Below are 26,472 nucleotides of genomic sequence, written 5' to 3' on the forward strand. Positions count from 1 at the left end.
GTAGCGATGGAAGAAGGGCTGCGGTTTGCGATTCGCGAAGGCGGACGTACCGTGGGCGCCGGAGTTGTAACTAAAATATTGGATTAAGGCAGTCCCTTAAATAAGGCCAGTGCATAGAGCAGTCGGTTTGCCGCCTGCTCTTGTGCGCTTTATACGGGTGTAGCTCAGTTGGCAGAGCACTGGTCTCCAAAACCAGGTGTCGGGAGTTCGAGTCTCTCCACCCGTGCAGACAAAATAAATGATATGAGCAAGATTAATGATTTTTTTGACGGTGTTGTAAAGGAATTCAAGAAGGTTTCCTGGCCAACCCAGAAAGAGCTAATCGATAATACCATTATCGTGGTGGTTTTTTCAATCATAATATCGGTATTCATCTTTGGTGTTGACCAAATGTACAGCACCATATTAGAAGCTATTTATAATCAATAATGAGTAAAGAATTAACGCATGATTGGTACGTAGTTCGCTGCTTTTCCAGTCATGAAAAAAAGGTTAAAGAGTTTCTCGAGCGCGAAATTGAAGATCAGGGTTTAGAGGATAAAATCAAGGAGATCTTGATTCCCACTGAAACGGTTGTCGAGATTCGTTCCGGAAAGAAGCGTACCCGCGAGAAAAACTTTTTCCCCGGATATATTCTTTTGAATACTCATTATGATGAAGAAGTAAACAATTTGATACAAAGTGCACCCTCCTGCCTTGGTTTTTTGAAGGTAGGTAAAAATGAGACGGTGCCAACTCCACTGAAAGATCACGAAGTCAAACGCATCATTGGACGAGTGAAAGACGGTGGCGACGAACCGCGGAATATTGAAATTCCGTACAGCGAGGGAGACCTGGTTAAAGTGATATCCGGTCCGTTTAAAGATTTTGACGGAACCGTTCAGGAAGTGAATCCTGAAAAACTGAAGCTGCGAGTTATGGTTAGTATTTTTGGCCGTAAAACTCCTGTTGAAGTGGATGTCAGCCAAGTTGAATCCGCTACATAAAGAACCTAGTTGATGCACACTAGCTATTACGCAAATTAAACTGAAGTTATTAATTATAGGATCCTGAGAATCCATGGCTAAAAAAGTTGAGAAAATCCTGAAGCTCCAGATTGTTGGGGGGCAGGCAAACCCTGCGCCACCTGTTGGACCGGCACTCGGTCAGGCGGGAATCAATATAATGGAGTTTTGTAAAGCCTTTAACGCTAAGACTCAGGACAAGGCCGGAACTGTTGTTCCTGTTGAGATTACAGTTTATGCTGATAAGTCTTTTACATTCAAAACAAAGACTCCACCAGCACCTGTACTTCTTAAGAAAGCAGCGAAAATCAAGTCCGGATCAGGTGAACCTAACCGAAATAAAGTAGGTACAGTAACCTGGAGCCAATGCAAAGAAATCGCAGAAGAAAAGATGGAAGACTTAAATGCGTTTGACATCGAAGCTGGCGCGGAAATGGTTGCAGGAACGGCTCGCAGTATGGGTCTTAGAGTAAATCGCGAAAAGTAAGGAAATTGTGATCATGGCAAAAAGAGGAAAGAAATATCAACAGGCCGTGGCACTCGTGAACCCCGAGGTAGAGTATACTTTGGAAGAAGCGTGCGATCTGGTTAAAAAAACATCTACCGCTAACTTTGATGCATCCGTTGACGTTGACGTTCGGTTGGGAGTTGATCCCCGCCACGCCGACCAAATGGTGCGTGGTACAGTGAGCTTGCCTCATGGTACCGGTAAAGAAGTTAAGGTTTTGGCTCTCGTTAACGAGGCCAAGCAAGATGAAGCCAGAGAAGCTGGTGCCGACCATGTTGGTCTTGATGATTACATCACGAAAATAGAAGAGGGGTGGGCTGATATTGACGTTATTATCGCTACACCCGACGTAATGGGTAAACTCGGTAAGCTTGGGCGCTTTTTAGGGCCCCGCGGACTGATGCCTAACCCTAAGAGTGGAACCGTAACAATGGATGTGGCCGATGCTGTAAAGCAAGTTAAAGCCGGCCAGATTGATTTCCGTGTTGATAAAGCCGGAATCCTTCACACATCAATTGGAAAAGTTAGTTTCGATGCAAGTGACCTGAAGGAGAACGCTGAGTCGTTCTTACGTACGGTTATGAGCTTGAGGCCGGCTTCCGCAAAAGGGCTGTATGTGAAAAGTGTTTTCATGAGCAGCACAATGGGACCAAGCATCCCGATAAGCAGAACCGCAGTTACATCCCTATAATAGGAGGAATTTAAATTATGCCTACTGCAGAAAAGCGTGTAATTCTTGATGAACTTACCGAAAAACTGAAAAGTTCGAGTGCTTTATACATTGCGAACTACTCGGGAATGTCGGTACCTGAAGTCAACGAATTGCGAGGTGCATTTCGTAAGGGAGATATTCGATTCAAAGTTTACAAGAACAAACTTGTAAAGCTCGCAATGGAAGAAGTTGGTGGATACGATGAAATAATCCCCGCATTGGTTGAGCAGAATGCTTTTGCATTCGTTGAAGAAGAATTATCTGCACCTGCCAAGGTATTGAAAGATTTTATCAAGGATAATAATAAGCCAGAATTTAAAGCAGCTATCGTAGACGGAGATTTTTACGGTGCGGATAAGCTGGACGTTCTTGCCGCAATGAAGTCGAAGAACGAGATTGTTGGCGATATCCTTGGTCTGTTGATGGCCCCACTATCAAATGTAGTTGGTGCGCTTGAATCACAAGGATCTAACCTTGTTGGTGCCGTTAAAACCATCGCTGAAAAAGGCGAAGAGTAACCCTTATTTATTACAACTAGAATTTTTTATATCAAAACAACTGGAGATAACAAATGGCTGACGTTAAAGATTTAGCTGAACAGCTTGTCAACCTAACAATTAAAGAAGCAAACGAACTTGCTAAAGTTCTTGAAGAAGAATACGATATCAAACCTGCTCAAGCTGCTGTTGCAGTAGCTGGACCTGCTGCTGGCGGAGAAGCCGGTGGCGGAGAAGAGCAAACTGAGTTTGACGTAGTTCTGAAAAGCGCTGGTGCTAAGAAAATCGCGGTAATTAAAGAAGTACGCGGAATCACCGGTCTTGGACTCAAAGAAGCCAAAGAATTGGTTGACGGAGCTCCCGGCACTGTAAAAGAAGCAGTTTCTAAAGATGAAGCTGAGCAAATCAAAGGCAAGCTTGAAGAAGCTGGTGCCGAAGTAGAGCTTAAGTAACTCATACTTACACATTCGTTGGTAGCCAATGCCGTGAAAACGGTATTGGCTATTGGCGTCTATATAAATTGACCCCATTAGCCCTGGGGTTTGCCCGTATCATTTACCTTCAATCTAAGAGGAGAGGTTCCTTTTGAGCAAGAAGATGCAAACTATTCCGAACACGGAACGCTTATCGTTTGGTAAAACCAAGCACGTACTGGATTATCCGGATTTTCTGGACATTCAGTTAGAGTCATTCGAAAAATTTGTACAACTTGATATTGCTCCCAATGAGCGAGAAAATCAAGGACTACAACGAATTTTTAATGAAAATTTTCCCATTCAAGACAGTCGCGAGACTCATATTCTTGAATTCCTTTACTATAACGTAGATGTGCCACGTTACACGATTGCTGAATGCCAGGATCGTGGGCTGACATATTCCGTTCCGTTAAAAGCAAAATTGCGATTATCATCGGTTGATGATAGCGACGAAGCCAGCGAAACTATTGAGCAGGAAGTATTTTTAGGAGACCTGCCCTGGATGTCGAATCGCGGAACATTCATCATTAACGGTGCTGAGCGCGTTATTGTAAGTCAGCTCCACCGTTCACCCGGTGTATTCTTTGGTCAGAATGTGCACCCGAACGGAACACAACTGTATTCGGCCCGAGTTATTCCTTTCAAAGGATCCTGGATTGAATTCACTACCGATATTCGTGACGTTCTTTGGGCTTATATCGATCGTAAGAAAAAAGTTCCGGCCACTACCTTATTACGTGCGCTTGGATATTCTTCCGATATCGAATTGTTGAGCCTGTTTGAACTTTCAGAAGAAATTAAATTCGGTAAGAAAGATCACTACAACAAAAACCTGGTAGGTAAGCGACTTGCTGAGAACGTTGTTGTAGAAAGCATGGAAGAAGTGGTTGACGATGAGACCGGTGAAGTTACCGAAGCTCTTAATCGCCAGATTATCTTTGAGCGGGATCATGAACTTACCGAAGATGACTATGGCTCATTAAAAGATGCTGAAGTAGAGAAAGTGCTCGTCCAGAAAATCTCAGCTGAAGAGTCTGAGCGTTCTGTTATGATGAATACACTTCGTAAGGATCCTACTTACGATGAGACAACAGCTCTTGGAGAAATTTACCAGCAGATTCGATCCGGTGAAATGCCCGATCCTGAAACTGCGCGTTCTATTCTGGAAAGACTGTTCTTCAGCGACAAGAAATATGATCTGGGTGAAGTGGGTCGTTATCGATTGAATAAACGACTGAAGTTAGATCAGGATAACACTGTACAGTATCTGACTAAAGAGGATATTGTAGCTATTGTTAAAGAGGTTATCCGCCTGAAGAACATGAAGTCTCAGGTTGATGATATTGATCACTTAAGTAACCGACGTGTACGAACCGTTGGTGAGCAGTTGGGTCAGCAGTTTGCGATTGGTCTTGCCCGAATGGCACGTACCATCCGTGAGCGTATGAATTCTCGTGATGCTGAGCAACTCACCCCACAGGATCTTGTGAATGCACGTACCATTTCAAGTGTGATTAACACTTTCTTTGGTACCAACCAGCTTTCACAGTTTATGGATCAAACCAACCCGCTTGCCGAGCTGACGCACAAGCGTCGTATGTCTGCACTGGGTCCCGGTGGTCTTACCCGTGAGCGAGCCGGTTTTGAGGTTCGTGACGTTCACTACACGCATTACGGACGTCTATGCCCTATTGAAACACCTGAGGGGCCAAACATTGGTTTGATTTCCTCACTGTGTGTGCACGCGAAAGTAAACGACTTTGGATTCATTGAAACGCCTTACCGTAAAGTGAAGGAAGGTAAAGTTTCCAAAGACGTTGAATATCTCGCTGCTGAGCAGGAAGACGAAACGGTAATCGCCCAGGCGAATGCTGAGATTGACGATAAAGGTACTTTCGAGAGTGAAGCTATTTTCTCCCGAACACGCGAAGGTAACTACCTGCGTGTAAAACCAGACGAAATTGAATACATGGACGTTGCCACTAACCAGATTACTTCTCTGGCGGCAGCGCTGATTCCATTTATTGAACACGATGATGCTAACCGTGCCCTCATGGGTTCGAACATGCAGCGTCAGGCTGTTCCGCTTCTTCGTCCCGAGGCCCCTGTGGTGGGAACCGGACTGGAGCAGAGAGCAGCTCGTGACTCACGTGCTATCATCACCGCTGATGCTGATGGTGAAGTAGTATATGTAAGTGCGACTGAAATTCGAGTTAAGTACAACCGTTCTGAAGACGAGCAACATTGCTACTTCGACGGCGGGGTGAAAACCTACAAGCTTGACAAGTTCATTCGTACTAACCAGGATACTACTATAAACCAGCGTCCGGTTGTGAAGATTGGCGACAAAGTGAAAGCCGGTCAGGCTCTCGCTGATGGTTGCTCAACCGACAAAGGTGAGCTGGCTCTTGGCCGTAACCTGCTGGTGGCCTTTATGCCATGGCGTGGTTACAACTTTGAGGATGCCATTGTAGTAAGTGAGCGCATCGTTCAGGACGATATTTATACTTCCATCCACGTAACGGAATTCGAACAACAGGTTCGTGATACCAAACGTGGGGAAGAAGAACTGACTCGTGAAATTCCTAACGTAAGTGAGGAAGCCACCCGCAACCTCGACGAACGGGGAATTATTCGCGTAGGTGCCAAGATTGAACACGGCGATATCCTGGTAGGTAAGATTACTCCTAAAGGAGAAACCGATCCTACTCCGGAAGAAAAACTGCTGCGTGCGATCTTTGGTGATAAAGCCGGTGATGTGAAAGATGCATCTCTGAAAGTACCTCCTGGTGTTCAGGGAACCGTAATCGACACCAAGCTTTTCAGCCGTAAGCGCGATGAGTTGGTATCTCGTAAAGAAGAGAAGAAACGTGTTGAGCAGGAAGAAGAACGTCACTCCCAAAAAGTTGCTGAATTGAATCAGCAGTGGGCAGACAAGATGTATTCTCTGCTTCGCGACAAAACCTCTCCGGGTGTATATAACTACAGTAATGTAGAGCTGATCCCGAAAGGCGAGAAATACAAGAAATCTGTATTTGAAGAATTAGATCCGGTAAACATTAACGAAAACATCGACTGGGCCACAGATGGTGAGCTCGTGAAGATGGTTCGAAGATTGTTTGCCAACTACCGCGAGCTTCGTCGTGAAATTGACACCGAAGCTAAGCGTCGTAAATTTGCAATCCAGGTAGGAGACGAACTTCCGCCGGGAATCATCCAGAAAGCAAAAGTTTATGTTGCTAAGAAACGTAAGCTGCACGTGGGTGACAAGATGGCCGGTCGTCACGGTAATAAAGGTGTGGTTGCTAAAATCGTACCCCAGGAAGACATGCCGTTTATGGAAGACGGAACCCCGGTTGATATCTGTTTAAACCCACTGGGTGTGCCTTCCCGTATGAACCTTGGTCAGATTTACGAAACCATTCTTGGATGGGCTGCTAAGAAAATGGGTGTGACGTTTGCGTCGCCTATCTTCGACGGTGCTTCCATGGATGAAGTTAGAGAGAAATTAAAAGAAGCCGGACTGCCTGAAGACGGCCGCGTAAATCTTTACGACGGACGAACAGGCGAGCCATTCGCACAGAAAACAACTGTAGGTTATATCTACATGTTGAAACTGAACCACCTGATTCAGGACAAGATGCACTCTCGTTCTATCGGGCCATATTCACTCATTACGCAGCAGCCATTGGGCGGTAAAGCTCAGTTTGGTGGCCAGCGACTTGGTGAGATGGAGGTTTGGGCACTGTACGCATATGGTGCATCCAGCATCTTGAAAGAAATGCTCACTGTGAAAAGTGATGACGTAAAAGGGCGCTCTAAAGTGTATGAAGCTATCGTGAAAGGTGAGAACCTGCCCGATGGTGATGTGCCCGAATCATTCAAGGTATTGTTACGAGAGCTTATGGGTCTCGGCCTTGAAATGCATATTGAATAATTTCACTGTTAATAATTTGGAGGAACATCCTTGCCAGTAACTAAGACATTAACAGTCACGAAAGATTTCGACAGCATTGGGGTATCCCTTGCTTCCGCGGAAACGATTCTATCTCGTTCCCACGGCGAAGTCTTGACTCCTGAGACAATAAACTACCGAACCTTTAAGCCGGAAATGGACGGTCTTTTCTGTGAAAAGATCTTCGGCCCGGTTAAAGATTATGAATGCCATTGTGGTAAATACAAGCGTATCCGCTACAAGGGAATTATCTGCGACCGTTGCGGTGTGGAAGTTACCCGAAAAGCTGTACGTCGCGAGCGAATGGGGCATATTACCCTAACCGTTCCTGTAGTACACATTTGGTACTTCAAATCTCTTCCTAACAAAATCGCTTACCTGCTTGGAATGAGTTCCAAGAACCTGGATAAGATCGTTTATTACGAGACTTTCGTAGTAATCAATCCCGGTGTGGCGCGTGACCTCGGTTATGCCCAGGGCGATATGATCTCTGAAGAAGAGAAATGGGATATTTTAGAACAGCTGCCTGAAGATAACCAGGAACTGGATGACGACGATGATGACAAATTCATCGTGAAGGAAGGAGCCGATGCTCTTGAAGCACTCCTCGGTGATCTGGATCTGGACGACCTGGCTTATAATCTGCGCTATGAAGTGAAGCATGAGACTTCACAGATGCGTAAGAAGAAAAAGCTGAAGCGTCTTCAGGTAATTGAGTCATTCCGTGCCGCCAACCAGCACACTGAAAACCGTCCCGAGTGGATGGTACAGAGCGTAATACCGGTAATTCCACCGGAACTGCGACCGCTGGTACCTCTTGAAGGTGGCCGTTTTGCAACGTCCGACTTGAACGATCTTTATCGTCGGGTGATCATCCGAAACAATCGTCTGAAGAGATTGATTGATATTAAAGCTCCTGATGTGATTCTCCGAAACGAGAAGCGTATGCTGCAGGAAGCCGTTGATTCACTCTACGACAACTCAAGAAAATCAAACGCAGTACGAAACAACAACCGACCGCTTAAGTCACTTTCAGATATGCTGAAAGGTAAGAGTGGCCGTTTCCGTCAAAACCTTCTTGGTAAGCGTGTTGACTATTCCGGCCGTTCTGTGATTGTGGTAGGACCCGAGCTGAAAATGCACGAATGCGGTCTGCCAAAAGAGATGGCGGTTGAGCTCTACAAACCATTCATTATCCGACGACTTATTGAGCGTGGATATGTGAAAACGGTTAAGAGCGCCAAGAAAGTAGTTGACCGACGCGATGCCGTTGTATGGGAAGTTCTTGAAAATGTAATTGACGGACACCCCGTATTGCTTAACCGTGCACCAACCTTGCACAGGTTAGGTATTCAGGCATTCCAGCCGGTACTTATTGAAGAAAAAGCTATCCGACTTCACCCACTCGCATGTACAGCTTTTAATGCTGACTTTGACGGTGACCAGATGGCCGTTCACCTTCCATTGAGCCACGATGCGGTACTTGAAGCATCTGTACTGATGTTAGGTTCACACAACATTTTATCTCCTGCGAACGGTGGACCTATTGCGGTTCCTTCTCAGGATATGATTTTGGGTCTGTATTACCTCACCAAGCCAAATGATGGCATGAAAGGTGAAGGCAAGACATTTGCCTCTCCGGCAGAAGTATTGGTTGCCTTCGACCAGGGTAAGATTGATACTCACGCCAAAATCAACGTTCGAATTCCGACGGTAAATGAGGATGGAGAAGTTGTCCATGAAGTGATTAAAACTTCTACCGGACGTGTACTCTTCAACCAGATTACGCCGAAAGAAATCCCATTCATCAACAAGACACTCGGTAAGAAAGAACTGAGAAATCTGATTGGTGATATTCATGCAATTGTAGGAACGGCGAAGACGTCCAGATTCCTCGATGACATGAAGAAACTCGGTTATGAAGAAGCGACCATTGGTGGTCTTTCTTTCAGCCTTGACGATATCATTATTCCTGATGCCAAAGGTGAGTTGATTACCAAGGCGAAGGATGAAGTGACTGATATCCAGGGACGTTACGAGATGGGTTTCATTACCGATAACGAGCGTTACAACCAGGTTATTGATAAATGGACCTCAACCACTAACCGTGTGTCTGAAACCCTGTTCTCAGCTCTTGCGAGCGACAGAAATGGATTCAACCCGGTATATATGATGGCGGATTCCGGAGCTCGTGGTTCTAAAGAGCAGATTCGTCAGTTAGGTGGTATGCGTGGTCTGATGGCGAAACCTCAGAAGAGTTCCATGCAGCAGGGCAATGAGGTAATTGAGAACCCGATTCTTTCTTCTTTCAAAGAGGGACTGACGGTACTTGAGTACTTTATCTCTACTCACGGTGCGCGTAAAGGTCTTGCCGATACCGCTCTTAAAACTGCCGATGCGGGTTATTTGACTCGTCGTCTGGTTGATGTTTCTCAGGATGTGATCATCAACGAGAATGACTGTGGTACCCTCCGTGGTATTAAGATGGCGGCTCTGAAAGACAACGAAGATATTATCGAGAGTCTCGAAGATCGTATTATCGGGCGTGTTTCACTCCACGAAATCTATGATCCGATTTCTGATGAATTGATCTGCGAAGCAAACCAGATGATTGATGAGTCTGTAGCTTCCAAGATTGCCGAGACTTCTATCGAAGAAGTAGAAATTCGTTCAGTACTTACCTGTGAAACCGGACGTGGTGTATGTGCCAAATGTTATGGCCGTGACCTCGCACGGGGAACCGTAGTTGAGAAAGGGGAAGCCGTAGGGGTTATCGCCGCTCAGTCTATTGGTGAGCCGGGTACGCAGCTGACCCTTCGAACCTTCCACGTTGGTGGTACGGCATCTCGTCTGGAGGCTGAATCTCAGCACAAGACGAAATTCGAAGGTAAAGTAGAATTTGAAAACGTTCGCGTTGTGGTTTACAACGACGGTGAAGAAGAGCACAATGTGGTTCTTTCACGTGCCGGCGAAATCAAGATCGTGAACGACGAAGGTAAAGTTCTCATCAACTACAATGTGCCTTACGGTTCAGAGATGTTGGTTGAGGAAGGCGATGTGGTACCTAAAGGAGCCGTGCTCTGTAAGTGGGATCCATATAATGCCCTTATCTTCTCCGAAATTGACGGTACCGTTGAGTACAAAGATATCATCGACGGAGTGACTTCGTCTGAAGATACCGATGCTCAAACCGGTCACCGCGAAAAAGTTATTACCGATTCCAAAGATCGCTCGCTGGTACCAACCCTTGTGATCAAAGGAACCAAAGACCGAATCCGCGAAAATACACTGCCTGTTGATACCCACATCGTTATTGATGACGGTGCCAAGGTTGAAGCCGGTCAGGTTATCGCTAAGATTCCGCGCGCTACATCCAAGTCTAAGGATATTACCGCCGGTCTGCCGCGTGTAACTGAATTGTTTGAAGCACGTTCCCCAAGCGAACCTGCCGTTGTTTCTGAAATTGACGGTATTGTTGAAATGGGTGGACGTAAGCGTGGTTCACAAGAGGTATTTGTGAAATCCAAAGACGGAACGGATGAGAAGAAATATCTGATCTCGCTGAGCAAGCACATCTTGGTTCAATCCAATGACTTTGTGAAAGCAGGACAGCCTCTCTCAGACGGTACTATTCCGGCTCAGGATATTCTGAATATTCTCGGACCTTATGCAGTACAGTCGTATCTCGTGAACGAAATTCAGGAGGTTTACCGACTACAGGGTGTGAAAATCAATGACAAGCACATTGAGGTTATTGTACGCACCATGATGCAGAAGGTGGAAATCACCGATCCGGGCGATACCATGTTCCTTGAAGGGGATAAAGTGGATCGTTTTGAAGTGAACATCAAAAACGACGAGCTGATAGGTAAGTTTGTAGTAACCAATCCGGGCGGTTCTGATCTGAAGAAAGGAGCTATCCTCGATCGTCGTGAAGTAAGAGATGTAAACAACGAGCTGATTAAAGAAGGTGTAGAAGAACTCGAAACCCGTGAAGCAGAACCGGCTATTTCTAAGCCAATTCTGTTGGGTATTACTCGAGCTGCACTTTCAACCGATAGCTGGTTGTCGGCTGCTTCCTTCCAGGAAACAACCAAGGTACTTACTCAGGCTTCTATTGAAGCCAAGAAAGACTTCCTCCGCGGACTCAAAGAGAATGTGGTGGTTGGACATAAAGTGCCTGCCGGTACCGGTCTTCGCGACTACAACGACATTGTTGTTGGGTCTAAGAAAGACATGGAAGAAGGAGACGAAGAAATCGCCAAGGTATTTGAAGAACTTGGCGGAAGTGAAAACGGTGAAAGCGAAACCGCCGAAGCCGAAGATTAATCACTTCAGCAACACTTCGTTAACCGAAGTAGCATAAATAAAATTAAAGCCCCGCACATTGTTTATGTGCGGGGCTTTTTTATATGCACGAATTTTGTTCAGGTTTGTAGATGTCGGGTAATTCACTAATAAGAGCTTGCATGTGTTTTCTTTGACGACGTAATTATTGGGTATAAATAGCTCCGTCCTTCAGGGCGGGGACAAATAAACCAGTATAAAAACCCAAGTATTATTGGATGAAAAGGCTCGGATAGTTTTCGCCGGGTTGGGCAATTCATTTTTTAAAGGCTATTTAGCCAAAGCTTCGGATATCGATGTTACGTAATCGACATTGGGGCGAAGCTTATTCATGTTCTTTTTAACCCCGTCCTGAAGGACGGAGCTATTTATGTTTTAACTTTCCCCGTCATCGGTTTTATTATGAAGTCACCAATTGTACCCAAGTCGTCATGCTGAACTTGATTCAGCATCTGAGGAGGGCGAGCAAATAGCGAAGTCATTAGGCTGTTATAAGCAGTCACTCCTTTCAGACCCTGAATCAAGTTCAGGGTGACAACCTATCTATCACAATATACACTTAGCCACTTGGTGAAGGGTAGAGTTTGTTTATTACGACTTAATTTTGCTATTTCTGATTAGCTCATTATTAAACCTATCATAATGAACAAAGCCACGAAAGCGTACAATGAAGATCAGTCACCTGCCGACAAGGAAATTTGTGATGCATTGGCCGTGCTAATTAATACCTATTTACCTGAGGCTGAGAACAAAATCTGGCATGCTCACCCGGTTTGGTTTTTGGATGGAAATCCGGTAGCAGCATATAGCAAACTGAAAGATTGTGTACGGCTTTTCTTTTGGAGTGGGCAGTCGTTTGATGAAGAAGGGTTGAGCAAATCAGGATCCTTTAAAGCTGCTGAAAAACGATATACTTCGGTGGATCAGTTCAATAAAAAAGAAATAAAGCAGTGGATTGAGAAAGCAAGAGACATCCAATGGGATTACAAAAACATCGTAAAAAGAAAAGGAAAGCTGGAACGGCTGAAGTGAGTACATATGAAACCCGCGAAATTGACCCCATTTGTAAACGATCCCGGTGAAGAATTAGAGTTTGCTGTCGATCAGTTAAGAAAATACAATCGGTCTTTTACCGGCCCTTTTGAAAGTGAGTATTTCGGTTTTATAGCAAAAAATGACTCCGAAGAGGTAGTAGGGGCGGTACATGGAAATACCGAATGGGAATGGGTTTTTATAAAGCATCTGTGGGTCAGTGAAGACTTCAGGGGAATGGAGCTTGGCTCAGAGCTCATGGAGGCTATCATACAGGAAGCCAACAGGCGCGGGCGCTATAAGTATTACTTGTCCACGTTTGAATTTCAGGCTCCTGAATTTTATAAAAAACTGGGTTTTGAGATATTTGGCACATTGCCACAGGTGTCCGGAGAATACGATTCATTCTACATGAAAAGGGAAGACAGAAAATGAATCCGGAAAATTGAAAAGCCAACCTGAAGAAGGATGGCTTTTAAGAACGATCATAGTTACTGTGAAATTAAATAGGGGCTGCATCGGAATTGTCTCCGCCGGAGGTGCCAAGCATATCATCCAGAGAATATTTACCGGTTCCCATCATAGATAAAGCAAGGCTGGTAAGCAGCAACATAAGTTCCAGTCGCATTCCGCTGAAACCATTATCGCCGCCCATCTTAACGGTGAGTATGGCCACCAGCATTGTGAAGGCCAGTAATATGCCCGGAATCTCAACTTTGTAACCAACCAATACCATAATGCCGCCAACAAATTCGACCAGGGCTACCACCCAGGCCATTACTCCGGGAAGAGGGATGCCGATATTTCCGAAAAATCCTTGTACTCCTTCTATTCCGGAAAGCTTACTCCATCCTGCAATAATGAAAATCACACCAACACCAATACGTAACAGTAACTTTGCTAAATCTTTATTCTTCATCAGTACTCCTGTTTGGGTTTAAGGGTCTCAATAATCTATTTTAAAACGGATAAACTTCAAAAGAAAAAGTTTAATGTCTAACTAAATGATACAATCCGAAGCAAAAAGGCTAATTGAAGAAGCCGGGTTTAACAAAAATGAGCCGGTGAAATGGGCTGACCTTGGTTGTGGGAGCGGGCTCTTCAGCCATGCCTTAGCCGAGCTTATGCCAAGAGAGAGTGAAATTCTAATGGTGGATAAGGTCAATCAGGCTCCCATCAAATCTCAGATGGGCGGAGTACATTTTAAGTTTCTGCAAATTGATTTCAACGAACAGCCTCTTCCGGATAGCAATTTTGACGGAATTCTGATGGCCAATTCACTTCATTATGTGAAAAATAAAAAGCCCTTTATTCAAAAGTTAAAGACACATCTTTCAGGTGATGGTCGGCTGATCATCGTTGAGTATGATACTGTTCAGTCCAATCCATGGATTCCATATCCCATAAACCTTAAACAACTGGAGCAATTATTTGGGGAGGCAGGATTCGAATCTGTAAGAAAAATCGGGGAGCGGCCATCCAGATATGGACAAAAGAATATGTATGCTGTTGAAGTGCTTTTGACCAATGACCAGTGACCAATGACCAAAATTGAATTCGGTCACTGGTTCAGGTCAACACAAATTAGTTTCCGCCGTCCCGGTTTGCCGTACGCGGTATGGGCCAGGTCATTTGCTCACCGGTTCTTCGGCTGATCGGTAACACAGCTTTATCGCGAGGGAAAGTCTCGGGATCTTCGCTGGCCATATACGTTAGAACTGCCGTCAGGATGGCATTATTCCGTACATCATCGAAAACGATTTTATCATAAGTATCGCGATTGGTATGCCAGGTATAGTTCCAGTAGCTCCAGCTTAACGAGCTAAGAGAAAAACCGGGAGCTCCAGCTGAAACAAAAGAAGCGTAGTCGGAACCGCCACCACCGGGAGTTCCTGGAAAAGTGGTTTCAATATGTCGGGTGATATCGCGGGGTACAGCTTCCAGCCATCGTCCTAAAAACTCATAAGCATGCAGGAACCCCTGCCCGGATATGCGGACCACACGTCCGGTTCCATTATCCTGATTAAACAAGGCCTGCATATTGTCAACGATCTCAGGATTGTCTTCCACAAAAGCCGCTGATCCGTTAAGGCCCTGCTCTTCACTTCCCCACAGTCCGACAATAATCGTACGTTTTGGGTTTGGATACACTTCTTTCAGAATTCGCGCAGCTTCCATCATGGTAATGGAGCCGGTGGCGTTATCGGTGGCTCCGGTTCCGCCATCCCAGGAATCGTAGTGAGCTGAAAGGATAATGTACTCGTCCGGTTTTTCTGAGCCGGGAATGGTAGCAATGGTATTGAAAGTCGGGACTTTACCTAATTTCCTGGATTGGGCATTTACCTTAATCACGGGGTTATCTCCATACTCAACCATTCGATAAAGCATGCCATAATCTTCAAGGGCAAGGTCTATTACAGGCACTTCTTCGGTGCCCGCACTGAAGATTTTATTCACACCAAATCCACTTGACCATCGGGATTGGATAATACCTGCTGCTCCTGCTTCTTCCAGAACGGAGAGCACTTCGCGGGAGTTGTAGCCAATTTTTGTGAAGCGTTCGCGCCAGGCATCTTGCATGGCATCACGCTCTTGTTTCATTTTTTCGAAAGATTCTTCAGTCGCGTATTCTTCCCAATTATAATCAGGACGGCCGGTGGGCTGCATCATAGAAACCAGGATGAATTTTCCTTTGATGGTTTTAAGCCATTCTTCAAATGCGGCTTTGTTTTCTACATCAGGGATGATATCTAATTTACCTTCAACTCCGCCTTTCTTGGTGGCCGGACTCCAAGCCAGCTGCATTCCTTCCAGCGAAACCACCCGGGGTGAAACCAGGTCAACATGGGTGATGCCTCGTTCCCATCCCTGCCACTGCCCAAACTGCTGATTTTCTGCTGAGATTCCCCATTCTTCAAATTGCTCAACGGCCCATTCATGAGCTTGCTGCATTTGAGGTGTTCCAACCAGTCGAGGGCCGATCACATCCGTGAGCTGATGTGCCAGGTATTCCAGCTGCGAATTTTCAGTGGCCTCTTTTACGATGGCATCTACCATTTCGTCGGTCGTTTGAGCATGGACCGGCCCGAATGGCAGCGACATCATTATACATACAATAAGTGCGATTCTTTTCATGAATCCTTTCTCCGATTCTGTCAGTTAAAATTAATCGGAGAATATATTCTATAAACGGGTAAAAGGGCGAGGTTGTAATTTCTTTTTACGAATAAAAAAACCGCCTCAAAAGAGACGGTTATTGAAAATAGTTTATGAATTTAAAATTCAGACTTCTGTTCCGGTCAATTCATACCCGGCTTGTCTCCAGCCTGCAAGGCCTTCTTCAAAGTCACTGACGTTGGTATATCCCATTTCTTCCAGCTTCTGTGCAAGATTTGGCGAAGCGTCACAGTCTGAATTCGCGCAATACACAATAATTTCAGCGTCCATGAATGGGATTACTTCTTTAGCCAGTTCTGCATTTTCCGTGGGTATATTGATGGAACCCGGAATATGTTTTGCGAGATAGGCATCGCGTGATAATGCGTTAATAATGATCGGTGCAAATTCACCGGTCATTTTGCGATGTAATGTTTCTGCGTCTGTTCGTTGAAGTGTTGCTGTAGCCGTCATAATCTTTGAGTTTAGATTCGACTTCTTACTTCATTCCTATAACAAATCACAGCCTGCTCGCATTCAGAGCAGTTTCTCTTTATAAATGGAAAAGAAAGTGAGGGCAGCAGGTTCTATAATATCATCGGGAAAATCGTATCCGGGATTATGCAAAGGGGGCAGGCTTTCACCGGCTCCGAATCCAAACTGAGCGCCTTTATTGGTAGCTGTGAAATAGGCAAAATCCTCTGACCAGTTATTGGGATGATCCATCTGTTGAAGCGTCAGCTCATTGGCTTTTGCAGAGTCAGAAATCATGCCTACACAATCGGCATCATTAAGCGTAGCAGGATAGATCTCAGAATAACTCCATTCGAAATCCAGCCCGTTTTCCTCAGCTAGGTCCGCTACAATTGCTTCCGATTTATTACAAAGAAGATCAAGATCTTCGTTTTGGTAGGCTCTCAGAGTTATGCCCATTTCCAGACTGCCCGGTGAAACACCAAAGGCAACTTCCCCTAATCGTATGTAGATAAGGGTGGCAATGGTATGATCGGAAAAAGCCGAGCGGTTATCATTTGCCAGCTCCAAAATTTGGTCAATAATGTCAGTGGCCGTGTAGTATGGATTCAGTCCGTTCTGAGGTTCAGCTGCGTGTGATGTCCTTCCGTCCAGCTTTACCGTGAAACCACAGGAAGCGGCTGTGAAACTTCCGGTCTTCAGTAAAACAGTATCCTTTTTGACTCCGGGAATATTGTGGAGAGCAAAGATGTAGTCCGGTGATAGCGCATGAAACTCCTTGGACTCAACCACATCTTTAGCTCCCAGGTAATTTTCCTCAGCAGGTTGAAAGAGCAGAACGGCTTTTCCCTTTTTGGGTCTGTTCTGAGATATTAACTGCCCCAGTCGTGCAATAATAGCCATGTGGCCATCGTGCCCGCAAAGGTGGGCTACTCCGGGTATAGAAGAACGATAGGCCAGGTTCGACTTTTCCTGGATTGGGAGGGCATCCAGTTCACATCGGAAGATCAGAGTTTCGCCCGGTTCCTCTCCTTCAAACACAAAGGCTTTCCCGGTTTTTGAAATCGATATTTCCTCATCGGGATTTAGTGCATTGATGAAGGCTGAGATGCGTTTGGAAGTCTCAAACTCCAGGTTCGATAACTCAGGGTAGCGATGAAGGGTGCGTCTCAGGTTGATGACATCTTGTAAATCGGACATAAACTAATTTTTTACAGCAGTAACCATGATTTCTACTTTAGCATCCAGAGGAATTCGGCTGACTTCAACAACCGCCCGTGCCGGTGGGTTCTCCGGAAAGTACTGAACATAGACTTTATTGAATGCGGAATAATCATTCATATCATCCAGAAACACCTGCGCCTTCACCACATCCGACATTTCATAACCGGCGACCTTTAATACCGCCCGGATATTCTTCAGCGTTTGGTGGGTTTGAGATTCAAGGTCATCTCCGGCAAGCTCGCGACTTTCGGGTATCAGGCCTATCTGTCCTGATAAATAAATTGTATTGCCAACCTGAATGGCCTGGGAATACACGCCGACAGAAGCCGGTGCATTTTCGGTGTTTATGATTTTATTTTGCATCTCCGTGCCTGTCTCTGATTCAATCTCATTGCAGGAGGTAAATACCCCTGCAATGAGAAGGCAGAAAAGAAATGGTATATAGGTGAACTTTTTTATCGTCATATATTCGGGCATTTTAGAGTTTGAGATGCTGAGTGTATTTCAGCTTCTGAAAATGATCAGGTCGTTGGCCAACTGTGCTGCTAAACCTTTTTAATTTGATCTTTCATAGCACTTACAAAACGATCAATCTCTTCCTTGGTCGTATATACATTCGGTGTTACGCGGATGCCTCTAAACTGCTCGTGATTAATAGGGGTGGTGATGATTCGGTAATCACTCCATAAGGTACTGTTTAGTTCGTTAGGCTCCATTCCTTTAATTTCAACTGTAGCAATTCCGCAGGCGTATTTTGGATTCCGGCTGGTATGTAAAACAACTTTATCGCCATCCACAAGCTCATCAATCCAAAGGTCATTCAGGTATTTGAGGCGGGCCTCTTTACGAGATGCACCTATTCCCTCATGGAAAGTCAGGGCTTCCCCGATGGCTAAAAAGTTTGCCGCGGGGTGGGTACCGATTTCTTCGAATTTTCGGATGTCTTCGTCCTGAGATTCAGCTGCCGCCATCAGAGGCCATAAGTCTTTGATCTTATCTTTACGAACGTAAAGCATACCCGTGCCATGAGGAGCAAAAAGCCATTTATGAAGACTGGTAGTGTAATAATCACAATCCATATTGGCATGGTCGAATTCGAAATGTGCATAAGCGTGGGCTCCATCCACGATAACCGGGATTCCCTTTTTACGTGCCATGTGCACCACTTTTTTAACAGGAAGAATTTGCCCTGTCAGGTTGATGATATGGCACATCAAAATCAACTTGGTATTTGGGGTGATTGCTTCCTCAAATCGGCGAACTATTTCAGCATCATCTTCGGCCGGAACCGGAATACTGATTTGATTTAGCTTGATGCCTTCCCGTCGCTCCCGTTGTTTGAACGTGGTGATCATTCTGGGGTAGTCCTGATCGGTTGTGAGTACTTCATCGCCCGGTTGCAGGTCAAACCCAAGCTGACAAATTTGGAGGCTTTCTGAGGCATTTCTGGTGATTGCAATTTCTTCAGTATCAACACCAAAGTTGCGGGCCAGTCGCTGGCGAACACCTTCTCTTCTGGGTTCCAGTATTCTCCACATATTATATACCGGGGCCTGGTTGGAGAAATCCAGGTGCTTTTTCATAGCTTCTTGTACAAAAGCCGGGGAAGGGCTAACACCTCCGTTGTTCAGGTTGATCAGGCTTCGATCTACGGTAAAGGCTTGTTGTACCTGGCCCCAGAAATCTTCATTCCGGGCAATTTCTACAGCGGTTCCAGAGTAGGTGTCAAGCTTTTCTTTAAGCTTCTCGGTCTTCATCGGGTTGAAAAAAGCCCCGGCAGTCAGTACAGCTGCTCCACTGCCAATTTTTTTCAAGAACTGTTTACGTGTTTCCATTGCTGATCCCCCTGTTAGTGTTGTTTGGGAATTAGCCATAGATAGGCAAAAAAGCAAGCCAGATTATAGGGGGGATATTGGAACTTGTAGTCTTGCTGTAGCTGTCAGAAAATTCGGGCAAACGAATTTGAATGTTTTTTTAAATCATGTATGATCGGGTATAAATAGCTCCGCCCTTCAGGGCGGGGTAAAAGAAATAAGTCTTAAAACCCAAGTATCATAGGGTTAAAAGGCAGGAGTGGTTTTCGCCGGGTTGGGGGCTTCATTTTTTAAAGGCTAATTAGCCAAAGCTTCGAATACCGGATATTACATAATCGAGATTGGGGCGAAGCTTGTTCGTGTTCTGTTGTTATCTCCGCCCTGAAGGACGGAGCTATTTATGATATAGCTTCCCAGCTTTGAATTATAAAAAAGCCCTGCACAATTTCTTGGGGAGGACTTCAAGTTCTTAAAATGTAAGCTATTCGAATCAGCCTTTTTTCTTAGCCGTTTCGATAGACTCCAATAAATCTTCGGCTTCCTTAATCAGTCCTTCTGCTTTTTCTTTGGCATCAAGGACTACTTTATCACCTTTCTCTTTGGCTTCAGAAACTAAAATTTCTTTTTCTTCCCGAAGCTGTTCGATTAAGTCATTCAGCTCATCATAGTAGTTGCTTAACCTGTATGAAAGCCGGTCTCTGGTGTTTTTACCTGTATCCGGAGCATAAAGCAGTGCAATAGCAGCACCAACGAGAGCTCCTGAAATAATTCCTGATATATAATCTGATGATCTACTCATAATTCTTTCTCCTTTTTTTAATCTAAACAAGTATAGCGCAAACAAGTTCCAAATTCCAAGTCTCAGCGCGATTTTTATCCAAAAATAAAGTCGCTCCTGACATTCATAAATGCCAAGCCCGCATTAAGATACCTCACCGCTGATCGGGTAATTAATTACGCTTCCACTGCGGTTTTGTTACCTCTGAATAACGCCTTAAACCACTCTATCGTCATGCTCAATGAAACAGAGATAATTGGGGTGATAAATAGTGTAAGGGCTGAGCCAAACAGCAAGCCACCGATTACAGCTTTGGCTAATGGTGACCAGGTTTGTGCTCCGGAGCCAACTTCCAGTGAAAGCGGAATCATGGAGCAGATAGTGGTAATAGCCGTAAGCAGAATGGGTCGCATGCGTCTTCGACAGGCCTCTAAAATATTTTTTAACAGAACAGAATCTTTATTCGTCGGTTTTTCTTTCCAGAAGAAAACAGGAATGAAGAGATTCTGCCAGCGAACCGACTTACGGTTCAGCATGTCATATTCCATGCCTTTGGTGTAAAGGTGCATATAATCGACGAGTACAATCCCGTTATTGACGATGATGCCCACCAGCATAAATATACCTATTTGCGATGTGGTACTAAGGGGATCACCAATCAAAAACAGATAGGCGAGCGCTCCAAACATGGCAAGGGGAATGCAGAGCCAAATAACGAATGGGTCCCGGAAGTTTTCGAACAGGGAAGCCATGATCATAAACATGAGTACGAGCGCTGCCAGTAAAGCAAAGGCAAACTCAGACTGACCTTCCTGAGTTTCACGGGTGCCGCCGGTAAATTCATAGCGATATCCTTCGGGCAGAACCACTTCCGTTTCCAGGAATTCGCGGATAATCGGTTCATACTCAATTGCATTTCCCTGAACCTGAATGTTTACATCCAGCACTGTTTCGCGGTCTCGTCGTGAGAAGGAATCCACGCCGCGAGTCGGTACAAACTCACCAACGGCTGCAACTGGTATCCGTTGATCGCCCACCTGGAATACTTCGAGGTCAAACAAGTCTTCGCGACTGGTTAACGCCTGTTTTTGTGTACGTACTTCAATGGGGATTTCACGTCCTTCTGCAATGTAATACCCGGCTTGATTGCCCAGCGTCTGTGTTCTAAGCGCTCCGGCAATGGTTCCAAGATTTGTTCCCAGTAAACCCAGGCGTTCCCGGTCGGCGATAAAATGCAGCTCCGGGGTAGGATCAGTTCTTCCGTTATCAACTGAAATGACGGTTGGATCTTGTAACAACCGTGCATCTATTTTGTTTGAGATGGCAACAAGCTGATCGATTTCAGGGCCAATCAGGCTTAACCGGATAGAGCCTCCCCCTGAATCCCAGCCGCGCCCGAATCGTAATCCACCGCCTTCAACACGAACCCGAACGTCCACTCCGGGAGAGGTCAACTCCTCCCTCAAAAATACAGCAAAGTCGTTGGTGGTTTGTTCTCTTTGGGTTTCAGGGACCAGAGTTACACTTATTTCTCCTCTGTTAGTTTGTTCTCTCCAGCGACTTCTGCCGATGGAAGTTATCATGGTTTCAACTTCAGGCATTTCACCGATACGGTCGCTGAAGTTCTCCATGATGTTTGCCGTTTTGGTAAGCTTACTTCCTTCCGGTAAACTGATATCGATATCAATCTGTCCGGAATCAGACTCCGGAAAACCTTCTTTCGGGATATTGGTGTATAACATGAAGGTGCCTGCCATGATAGCAACCATGGCTAACAGTGGAATCCATTTATGGTGAAATAACCAGCCAAGTGCTTTTGTATATCCTCTTTCCAGTTTTGAGATGCCACGGAATGCCAGATTCTTGGTGTTGAATTGTTTGGCATCGAGGGCCAGTAAGGAAATTACAGGCACCAGGATGATGGAAGACAGGAAAGAAAAGCCGATGGCAAAACAGATGGTGTAGGCAAATTCCCGGAAGAAAGCACCCTGAGTTCCAGAAATCAAAATAATGGGTATGAAAACACCAAGCGTGGTCAGGGTTGATCCAAGCAATGCACCAATTACTTCGTTGGTACCTTCCAGTGCTGCTTTGAACCGGGGAAGCCCATCCTCGAGTTTACGTGCAATACTTTCGGTTACAACGATTGAATTATCCACCAATAGTCCGATTGCAAGGGCCAGGGCTGAGATGGTGAGGATGTTCAGTGTAAGATCGGCCGCGTACATGGCGGCAAAGCTGGCAGCGATAGACACAGGAATGGAACAGGCCACTACCAGAGAAATTCTCCATCCTCCCATAAAAATCAGGATTACTAAAATAACTACAACCAAAGCCCCGAGAGCCGACTGTGATAAATTATTTACGGAATCTTCAATGGTTTGTCCTTCATCAGAAAGAACCTGAAGTACGACGCCGGGAGGTAAAATTTTATTGATTTCCGGCACTACTTCTTTCACCGCGTTTACTACATCGAGGGTATTGGCATCTGAGTTTTTTTGCACATCCACAGATACGCTGTTTCGGCCGTTAACTCTTACCAGGCTTGTTACTTCGGTGAAGCCATCGCTGACATCAGCCACGTCTTTTACCCGAATGGGGACACCGTTTTCGGCTATAGTTACGATGGTATTAGCAATCTGCTCTACATCCTGATAGGTGGATTGTGCCCGTACGCTATAATTGATTCGGTCTGCTACAACATTACCAATGGGCAGCTGCACATTGTTATTTCGGAGAGCACTTTCAATATCAGAAGGAACCAGGTTGTGCTGCGCCAGTTTCATGGGGGTTACATCGATGTAGATGCGCCGTTCGAGTCCGCCCTGGGTTTCTGCCGAAGCCAGTCCTTCAATCCGCTCAAGCCGGGTCTCAACCAGTTCGAGCCCGATATTTCGAAGTTCGTCGAGCCCACGGTTTTCGGCATCGATACTGAGCCGCATGATGGGCCTGTTTTCCGGATCAAACTGGAAGATTACCGGTTCCTGTGCCTGCTGTGGAAGTTCACCCCGGATTTCGTCAATCGCTTTTCTGACTTTGAGCTCTGTTTTACGGATGTCGGTGCCTTCCCGAAGTCGTAAAATCACAAATGCATTTCCGCGACTTACACGTGCCTCAAGGGTTTCAATTCCTTCAATTCCCGAAAGGGCTCCTTCAATCGGGTCAACAATAATACGGTTAATATCTTCAGGAGCTACATTCTGATATCCTGAGGAAACGGCAAGTACCGGAATATTGAATGAGGGGTAGAGGGTCACTTTGAGGTTAGTGAGGGAAAACACGCCGAAGCCAATCACAATGAGGGTCATCATGATGACGGTAATCGGGCGCTGTAAAATACCTCCGGCTACGCTGAATTTTTTCATGCGAGTGCCTCCTGTGGTTTGTTGGCAAGGGGATCAATTTTATGAATGGCATCAAATCCTAAACGCTCAACCAAGCTGTTGATGATGTTGTAAAAGCAGGGAACTACGAAAAGCATTAAAAGGGTACTCATGGATAAGCCACCGATAACAGTTCGGGCCATCGGGCTCCAGGTTTCTGAACCGGATCCCAACTCAAGAGCAAGCGGCACCATCGACAGGATAGTGGTGAATGCCGTCATTAGAATCGGGCGAAGCCTGCGTGTTGCCCCTTCGGCGATGGCTTTGTGGCGCTCCATGCCGCGTGCCTGCAAAATTTTGATGTAATCAATCATTACAATTCCGTTGTTCACCACAATTCCCGTAAGGAGGATTAAACCGACCATTGAGGTAACGCTTATGCTGGTTCCGGTAATCCACAGCATGAGTAAAACGCCGGTGAGGGCAAGCGGAATGGTTAAAATAATGATGAAAGGTTCCACCAGGCTTTCAAACTGAGAAGCCATGACCATGTAGGTCAGGATTCCGGCAATCATGAAGGCAATCATCAAGAAATTAAATGATTCGGCTTGCTCTTCAGCTGTTCCGGCAATTTCGTAGCGGTATTCATCAGGCCAGTCAACCTGGTCGAGGAGGGTGCGGGCTTCTGCGGTTGCTGCTTTCAGATCAATGCCGGACAATTCGGCGGTCACTTCCGTTACCCGTTCCTGATCTATTCGCAGAACATTGGTAGGCCCGGAATAACGCTCTATGCGGGCCAGGTTTTTGAGAGGCATCCACGTTCCGTCCGGTGTTTGAATCTGTATGTTGGAGAGGTCAACGGATTGGGATTTATCCATGGGGTCCAGCTCTACAACTACTTCAAATTCGACACCCTGATCTACAAAGGCAGTTGCGACATTTCCTTTAACGGCATTGCTTACAGCGGTGGCAACCTGATTGGTATTCATGCCAACCCTGGAAATACGCTCCCGGTCCATGATAAGCCGTAATTCCGGGCGTCCCTGGTCGGATGTACTGAATACGCTATTGATGCCATCCACCTGCAAGAGCTTCTCTTTGACGCCGTTGGCCAGCTCTTCTTTTGTGACCGGATCATATCCAAAAATTTGAACGATTAGCCCGTTTTCGCCATCGGGGCTAAGTGGGTCAATAATGATCTCCTGGATTTCGACACCGGGTACAATTTGCAGCTTCTCCAATAACGATGAGGTGATTTCAAACTGTGAACGATCACGCTCGTTTTGCGGCACCAGTTCCACCCGAACCGTACCGGTAAAGCCACCGGGATCATCGGCTCCTTCAATTCCTTCTTTATCTCCGTAGTCGGATACAACCAACCGGGCTTCGGGTACTTCCTGTTGAATGATACTTTCAACCTGGGTTATAGAGCGTTCGAGTTCAAAAAGGTTTACGCCGGGTTCCCGCTGTACTTCAAGGGTGAAGGCATTTTCATCAACGCGGGGAAAAAATTCACCCCCGATTACATAAAAAAGGGGGAGACTGACCAGGAATAATACAACAGCTCCGCTTACAACTAATCCGCTTCGGTCAAGGACTTTATCCAGCTGCCGGTGATAGGTTGACTCCACTCGGTTCAGTATATCGCTGAAGAACCTGGCAATTTTGTTTTTGGCTTCAAATGATTGCGCTTTTTCTTTAAAGAACTGAGAAGTCATTAACGGGATTAATGTCAGCGCTACTAACGATGAGATAGCCAGGGAGAATGAAATGGTTAAGGCAAGGTCACGGAATAAGAAGCCGGCAATTCCCGGTACAAACAGGATGGGAAGGAATACCACTAAGGTGGTTAAGGTTGAAATAACAACGGGTACGGCTACTTCTTTAGCTCCCTTTACCGAGGCTTCATTACGGTCGGCTCCCTGCTCCCTGAAACGGAATATATTCTCCAAAACAACCACGGCATCATCTACGACCATCCCAACGGCCAGGGTCAGCCCCGATAAGGAAATGATATTCAGGCTCAGGTCGGCAATATCCATCACCGTAAAGGTGGTGATGATTGAAACAGGAATAGAGATGGCTATAATCAATGCCGAGCGTCCGCTTCGCAGAAAAGCCAGAAGAATTAATACAACCAAAACTACAGCCTGAATTCCGGTTAGCAGTAAGTTACTGATAGACTGCTCAATGAAATCAGCTTTGTTGGTGAGTACCGAAATTTCGATGTCGTTTGGAAGGCTTTCTTTGATATCATCGAGCCCGCCTACAACAGCATTAGCCGATGAAACTACATTGGCATCACTCTGACGATACACATTCAGAATCACTCCGTTTTCTCCATTGATGTGCACGTTGCCTATAGGTTGTGCGATTCCATCTTCTACATTAGCTACATCTTTCAGTAGCAGTGGCTGCCCGTCACGAACAGTGATAATGGTATTTCGAATCTGATCTACATTTTTGAACTCTCCAATGGTTCGCAAAGAGTAAATGGTGTTCCCTTCGGTAAGCTGACCGGCAGGAACCTGTATATTTTCTTGCTGAAGCTTGGAGGCAATGTCGGATATACTGAGGTTGTACAGCCGCATTTTCTCATTATCGATCTGCACATTAATTTGACGCTCTAAGCCCCCGGAAGTCTCGACCGAGGCAATACCATTAATACGTTCAAGGCGCTGCTCAAGCACCTGTTTCGAGAACGTACGCAGATCACGCTGGCTGCGTGCATTGGAAGTTAACGTGAGAACCACAATCGGTTCTTGGTTGGGATCGTAGGAGAACACGAGCGGGGTCTCGGCATCATCAGGTATTGAACGTTCCACAAACCCGAGTTCTTTCCGGACATCATTTTCGGCCTGATAGAGATCGGTTCCCCATTCAAAGTTGAGTTTCACAACAGATGCACCCTGGCTGGAGAGAGACCGGACTTTACGAATACCGCTGATACTGCCAACCGATTCTTCGATAGGTCGTGTTACCAAGGTTTCGATGTCTTCCGGAGCTACGCCTTCATAACCGGTATATACGGTGATGGTAGGGAAGGAAACATCGGGGTACAGATTTAATCTCAGGTTTTGCAATCCATAAAATCCGAATCCCAGCAAGATGAGGGTGGACATTAAAAACGTAATCGGACGATCAACCGCCAATTTGGAAAGAGATCCCATGC

The 26,472-nt window shown here is 45.7% G+C and carries 21 protein-coding genes and 1 tRNA gene; 13 read left to right on the forward strand and 9 right to left on the reverse strand.

What is annotated here, in order from left to right:
• The 12 genes from JJ941_RS11040 to JJ941_RS11095 form a co-directional block, all read left to right on the forward strand.
• A partial coding sequence (locus JJ941_RS11040) for a hypothetical protein (RefSeq protein ID WP_290966998.1) occupies positions 1-87 on the forward strand: 87 nt, incomplete at its 5' end.
• A gap of 66 nt (positions 88-153) precedes the next feature.
• Positions 154-226 (forward strand) — tRNA-Trp (locus JJ941_RS11045).
• Positions 227-243: 17 nt separating this feature from the next.
• On the forward strand, positions 244-429 hold the full coding sequence (gene secE, locus JJ941_RS11050) for a preprotein translocase subunit SecE (protein WP_255134580.1): 186 nt from the start codon (positions 244-246) through the stop codon (positions 427-429).
• Complete coding sequence (gene nusG, locus JJ941_RS11055) at positions 429-986, forward strand: transcription termination/antitermination protein NusG (protein WP_255134581.1); 558 nt, start codon at positions 429-431, stop codon at positions 984-986. The genes secE and nusG overlap by 1 nt, the downstream gene beginning before the upstream one ends.
• A gap of 73 nt (positions 987-1,059) precedes the next feature.
• Positions 1,060-1,491, forward strand: coding sequence for a 50S ribosomal protein L11 (rplK, locus tag JJ941_RS11060; protein ID WP_255134582.1), 432 nt, complete (start codon positions 1,060-1,062; stop codon positions 1,489-1,491).
• A gap of 13 nt (positions 1,492-1,504) precedes the next feature.
• Positions 1,505-2,203: a 50S ribosomal protein L1 gene (gene rplA, locus JJ941_RS11065; RefSeq protein WP_290965094.1), complete on the forward strand. Its 699-nt coding sequence runs from the start codon at positions 1,505-1,507 to the stop codon at positions 2,201-2,203.
• 17 nt (positions 2,204-2,220) lie between these two features.
• On the forward strand, positions 2,221-2,742 hold the full coding sequence (rplJ, locus tag JJ941_RS11070) for a 50S ribosomal protein L10 (RefSeq protein WP_255134584.1): 522 nt from the start codon (positions 2,221-2,223) through the stop codon (positions 2,740-2,742).
• Positions 2,743-2,795: 53 nt separating this feature from the next.
• Positions 2,796-3,173, forward strand: a complete 378-nt coding sequence (gene rplL, locus JJ941_RS11075; RefSeq protein ID WP_290965097.1) for a 50S ribosomal protein L7/L12 — start codon at positions 2,796-2,798, stop codon at positions 3,171-3,173.
• A 145-nt stretch (positions 3,174-3,318) separates the two neighbouring features.
• Complete coding sequence (gene rpoB, locus JJ941_RS11080; protein ID WP_366069376.1) at positions 3,319-7,134, forward strand: DNA-directed RNA polymerase subunit beta; 3,816 nt, start codon at positions 3,319-3,321, stop codon at positions 7,132-7,134.
• A gap of 30 nt (positions 7,135-7,164) precedes the next feature.
• Positions 7,165-11,481 carry a DNA-directed RNA polymerase subunit beta' gene (gene rpoC, locus JJ941_RS11085; RefSeq protein WP_255134587.1) on the forward strand — a complete coding sequence of 1,439 codons (4,317 nt, stop codon included), beginning with the start codon at positions 7,165-7,167 and terminating at the stop codon, positions 11,479-11,481.
• Between the two features lie 660 nt (positions 11,482-12,141).
• Positions 12,142-12,531 (forward strand): DUF1801 domain-containing protein, encoded by a 390-nt coding sequence (locus JJ941_RS11090; protein WP_290965103.1) that lies wholly within the window; start codon positions 12,142-12,144, stop codon positions 12,529-12,531.
• A gap of 6 nt (positions 12,532-12,537) precedes the next feature.
• Entirely contained in the window at positions 12,538-12,966 is a 429-nt protein-coding gene (locus JJ941_RS11095) for a GNAT family N-acetyltransferase (protein ID WP_290965106.1), read from the forward strand.
• A gap of 67 nt (positions 12,967-13,033) precedes the next feature.
• On the opposite strand, the gene JJ941_RS11100 is transcribed toward JJ941_RS11095, so the two are convergent.
• A complete protein-coding gene (locus JJ941_RS11100) occupies positions 13,034-13,450 on the reverse strand; it encodes a DoxX family protein (protein ID WP_290965108.1) in 417 nt (138 codons plus the stop codon).
• Between the two features lie 85 nt (positions 13,451-13,535).
• Between JJ941_RS11100 and JJ941_RS11105 the strand changes: the two genes are divergently transcribed.
• Complete coding sequence (locus JJ941_RS11105) at positions 13,536-14,069, forward strand: class I SAM-dependent methyltransferase (protein WP_290965110.1); 534 nt, start codon at positions 13,536-13,538, stop codon at positions 14,067-14,069.
• A 46-nt stretch (positions 14,070-14,115) separates the two neighbouring features.
• Here JJ941_RS11105 and JJ941_RS11110 read toward each other — a convergent pair whose 3' ends face one another.
• From JJ941_RS11110 to JJ941_RS11145, 8 genes are all read right to left on the reverse strand, one after another.
• On the reverse strand, positions 14,116-15,666 hold the full coding sequence (locus JJ941_RS11110) for a M20/M25/M40 family metallo-hydrolase (RefSeq protein WP_290965112.1): 1,551 nt from the start codon (positions 15,664-15,666) through the stop codon (positions 14,116-14,118).
• Between the two features lie 147 nt (positions 15,667-15,813).
• A complete protein-coding gene (locus tag JJ941_RS11115) occupies positions 15,814-16,161 on the reverse strand; it encodes a rhodanese-like domain-containing protein (protein ID WP_255134593.1) in 348 nt (115 codons plus the stop codon).
• A gap of 63 nt (positions 16,162-16,224) precedes the next feature.
• A complete protein-coding gene (locus tag JJ941_RS11120) occupies positions 16,225-17,361 on the reverse strand; it encodes an amidohydrolase (protein ID WP_290965117.1) in 1,137 nt (378 codons plus the stop codon).
• A gap of 3 nt (positions 17,362-17,364) precedes the next feature.
• Positions 17,365-17,748, reverse strand: a complete 384-nt coding sequence (locus JJ941_RS11125) for a Rid family detoxifying hydrolase (protein WP_290965119.1) — start codon at positions 17,746-17,748, stop codon at positions 17,365-17,367.
• A gap of 182 nt (positions 17,749-17,930) precedes the next feature.
• Positions 17,931-19,220, reverse strand: coding sequence for an aminotransferase class V-fold PLP-dependent enzyme (locus JJ941_RS11130; protein ID WP_290965121.1), 1,290 nt, complete (start codon positions 19,218-19,220; stop codon positions 17,931-17,933).
• 469 nt (positions 19,221-19,689) lie between these two features.
• Complete coding sequence (locus tag JJ941_RS11135) at positions 19,690-19,998, reverse strand: YtxH domain-containing protein (protein ID WP_255134597.1); 309 nt, start codon at positions 19,996-19,998, stop codon at positions 19,690-19,692.
• Between the two features lie 155 nt (positions 19,999-20,153).
• Positions 20,154-23,342, reverse strand: coding sequence for an efflux RND transporter permease subunit (locus JJ941_RS11140; protein WP_290965123.1), 3,189 nt, complete (start codon positions 23,340-23,342; stop codon positions 20,154-20,156).
• Positions 23,339-26,470, reverse strand: a complete 3,132-nt coding sequence (locus JJ941_RS11145) for an efflux RND transporter permease subunit (protein WP_290965124.1) — start codon at positions 26,468-26,470, stop codon at positions 23,339-23,341. Before JJ941_RS11145 ends, JJ941_RS11140 begins: the two co-directional genes overlap by 4 nt.
• Positions 26,471-26,472 lie beyond the last annotated feature (2 nt).

The sequence above is a fragment of the Gracilimonas sp. genome, from assembly GCF_017641085.1.
Classification (GTDB): Bacteria; Bacteroidota; Rhodothermia; order Balneolales; family Balneolaceae; genus Gracilimonas.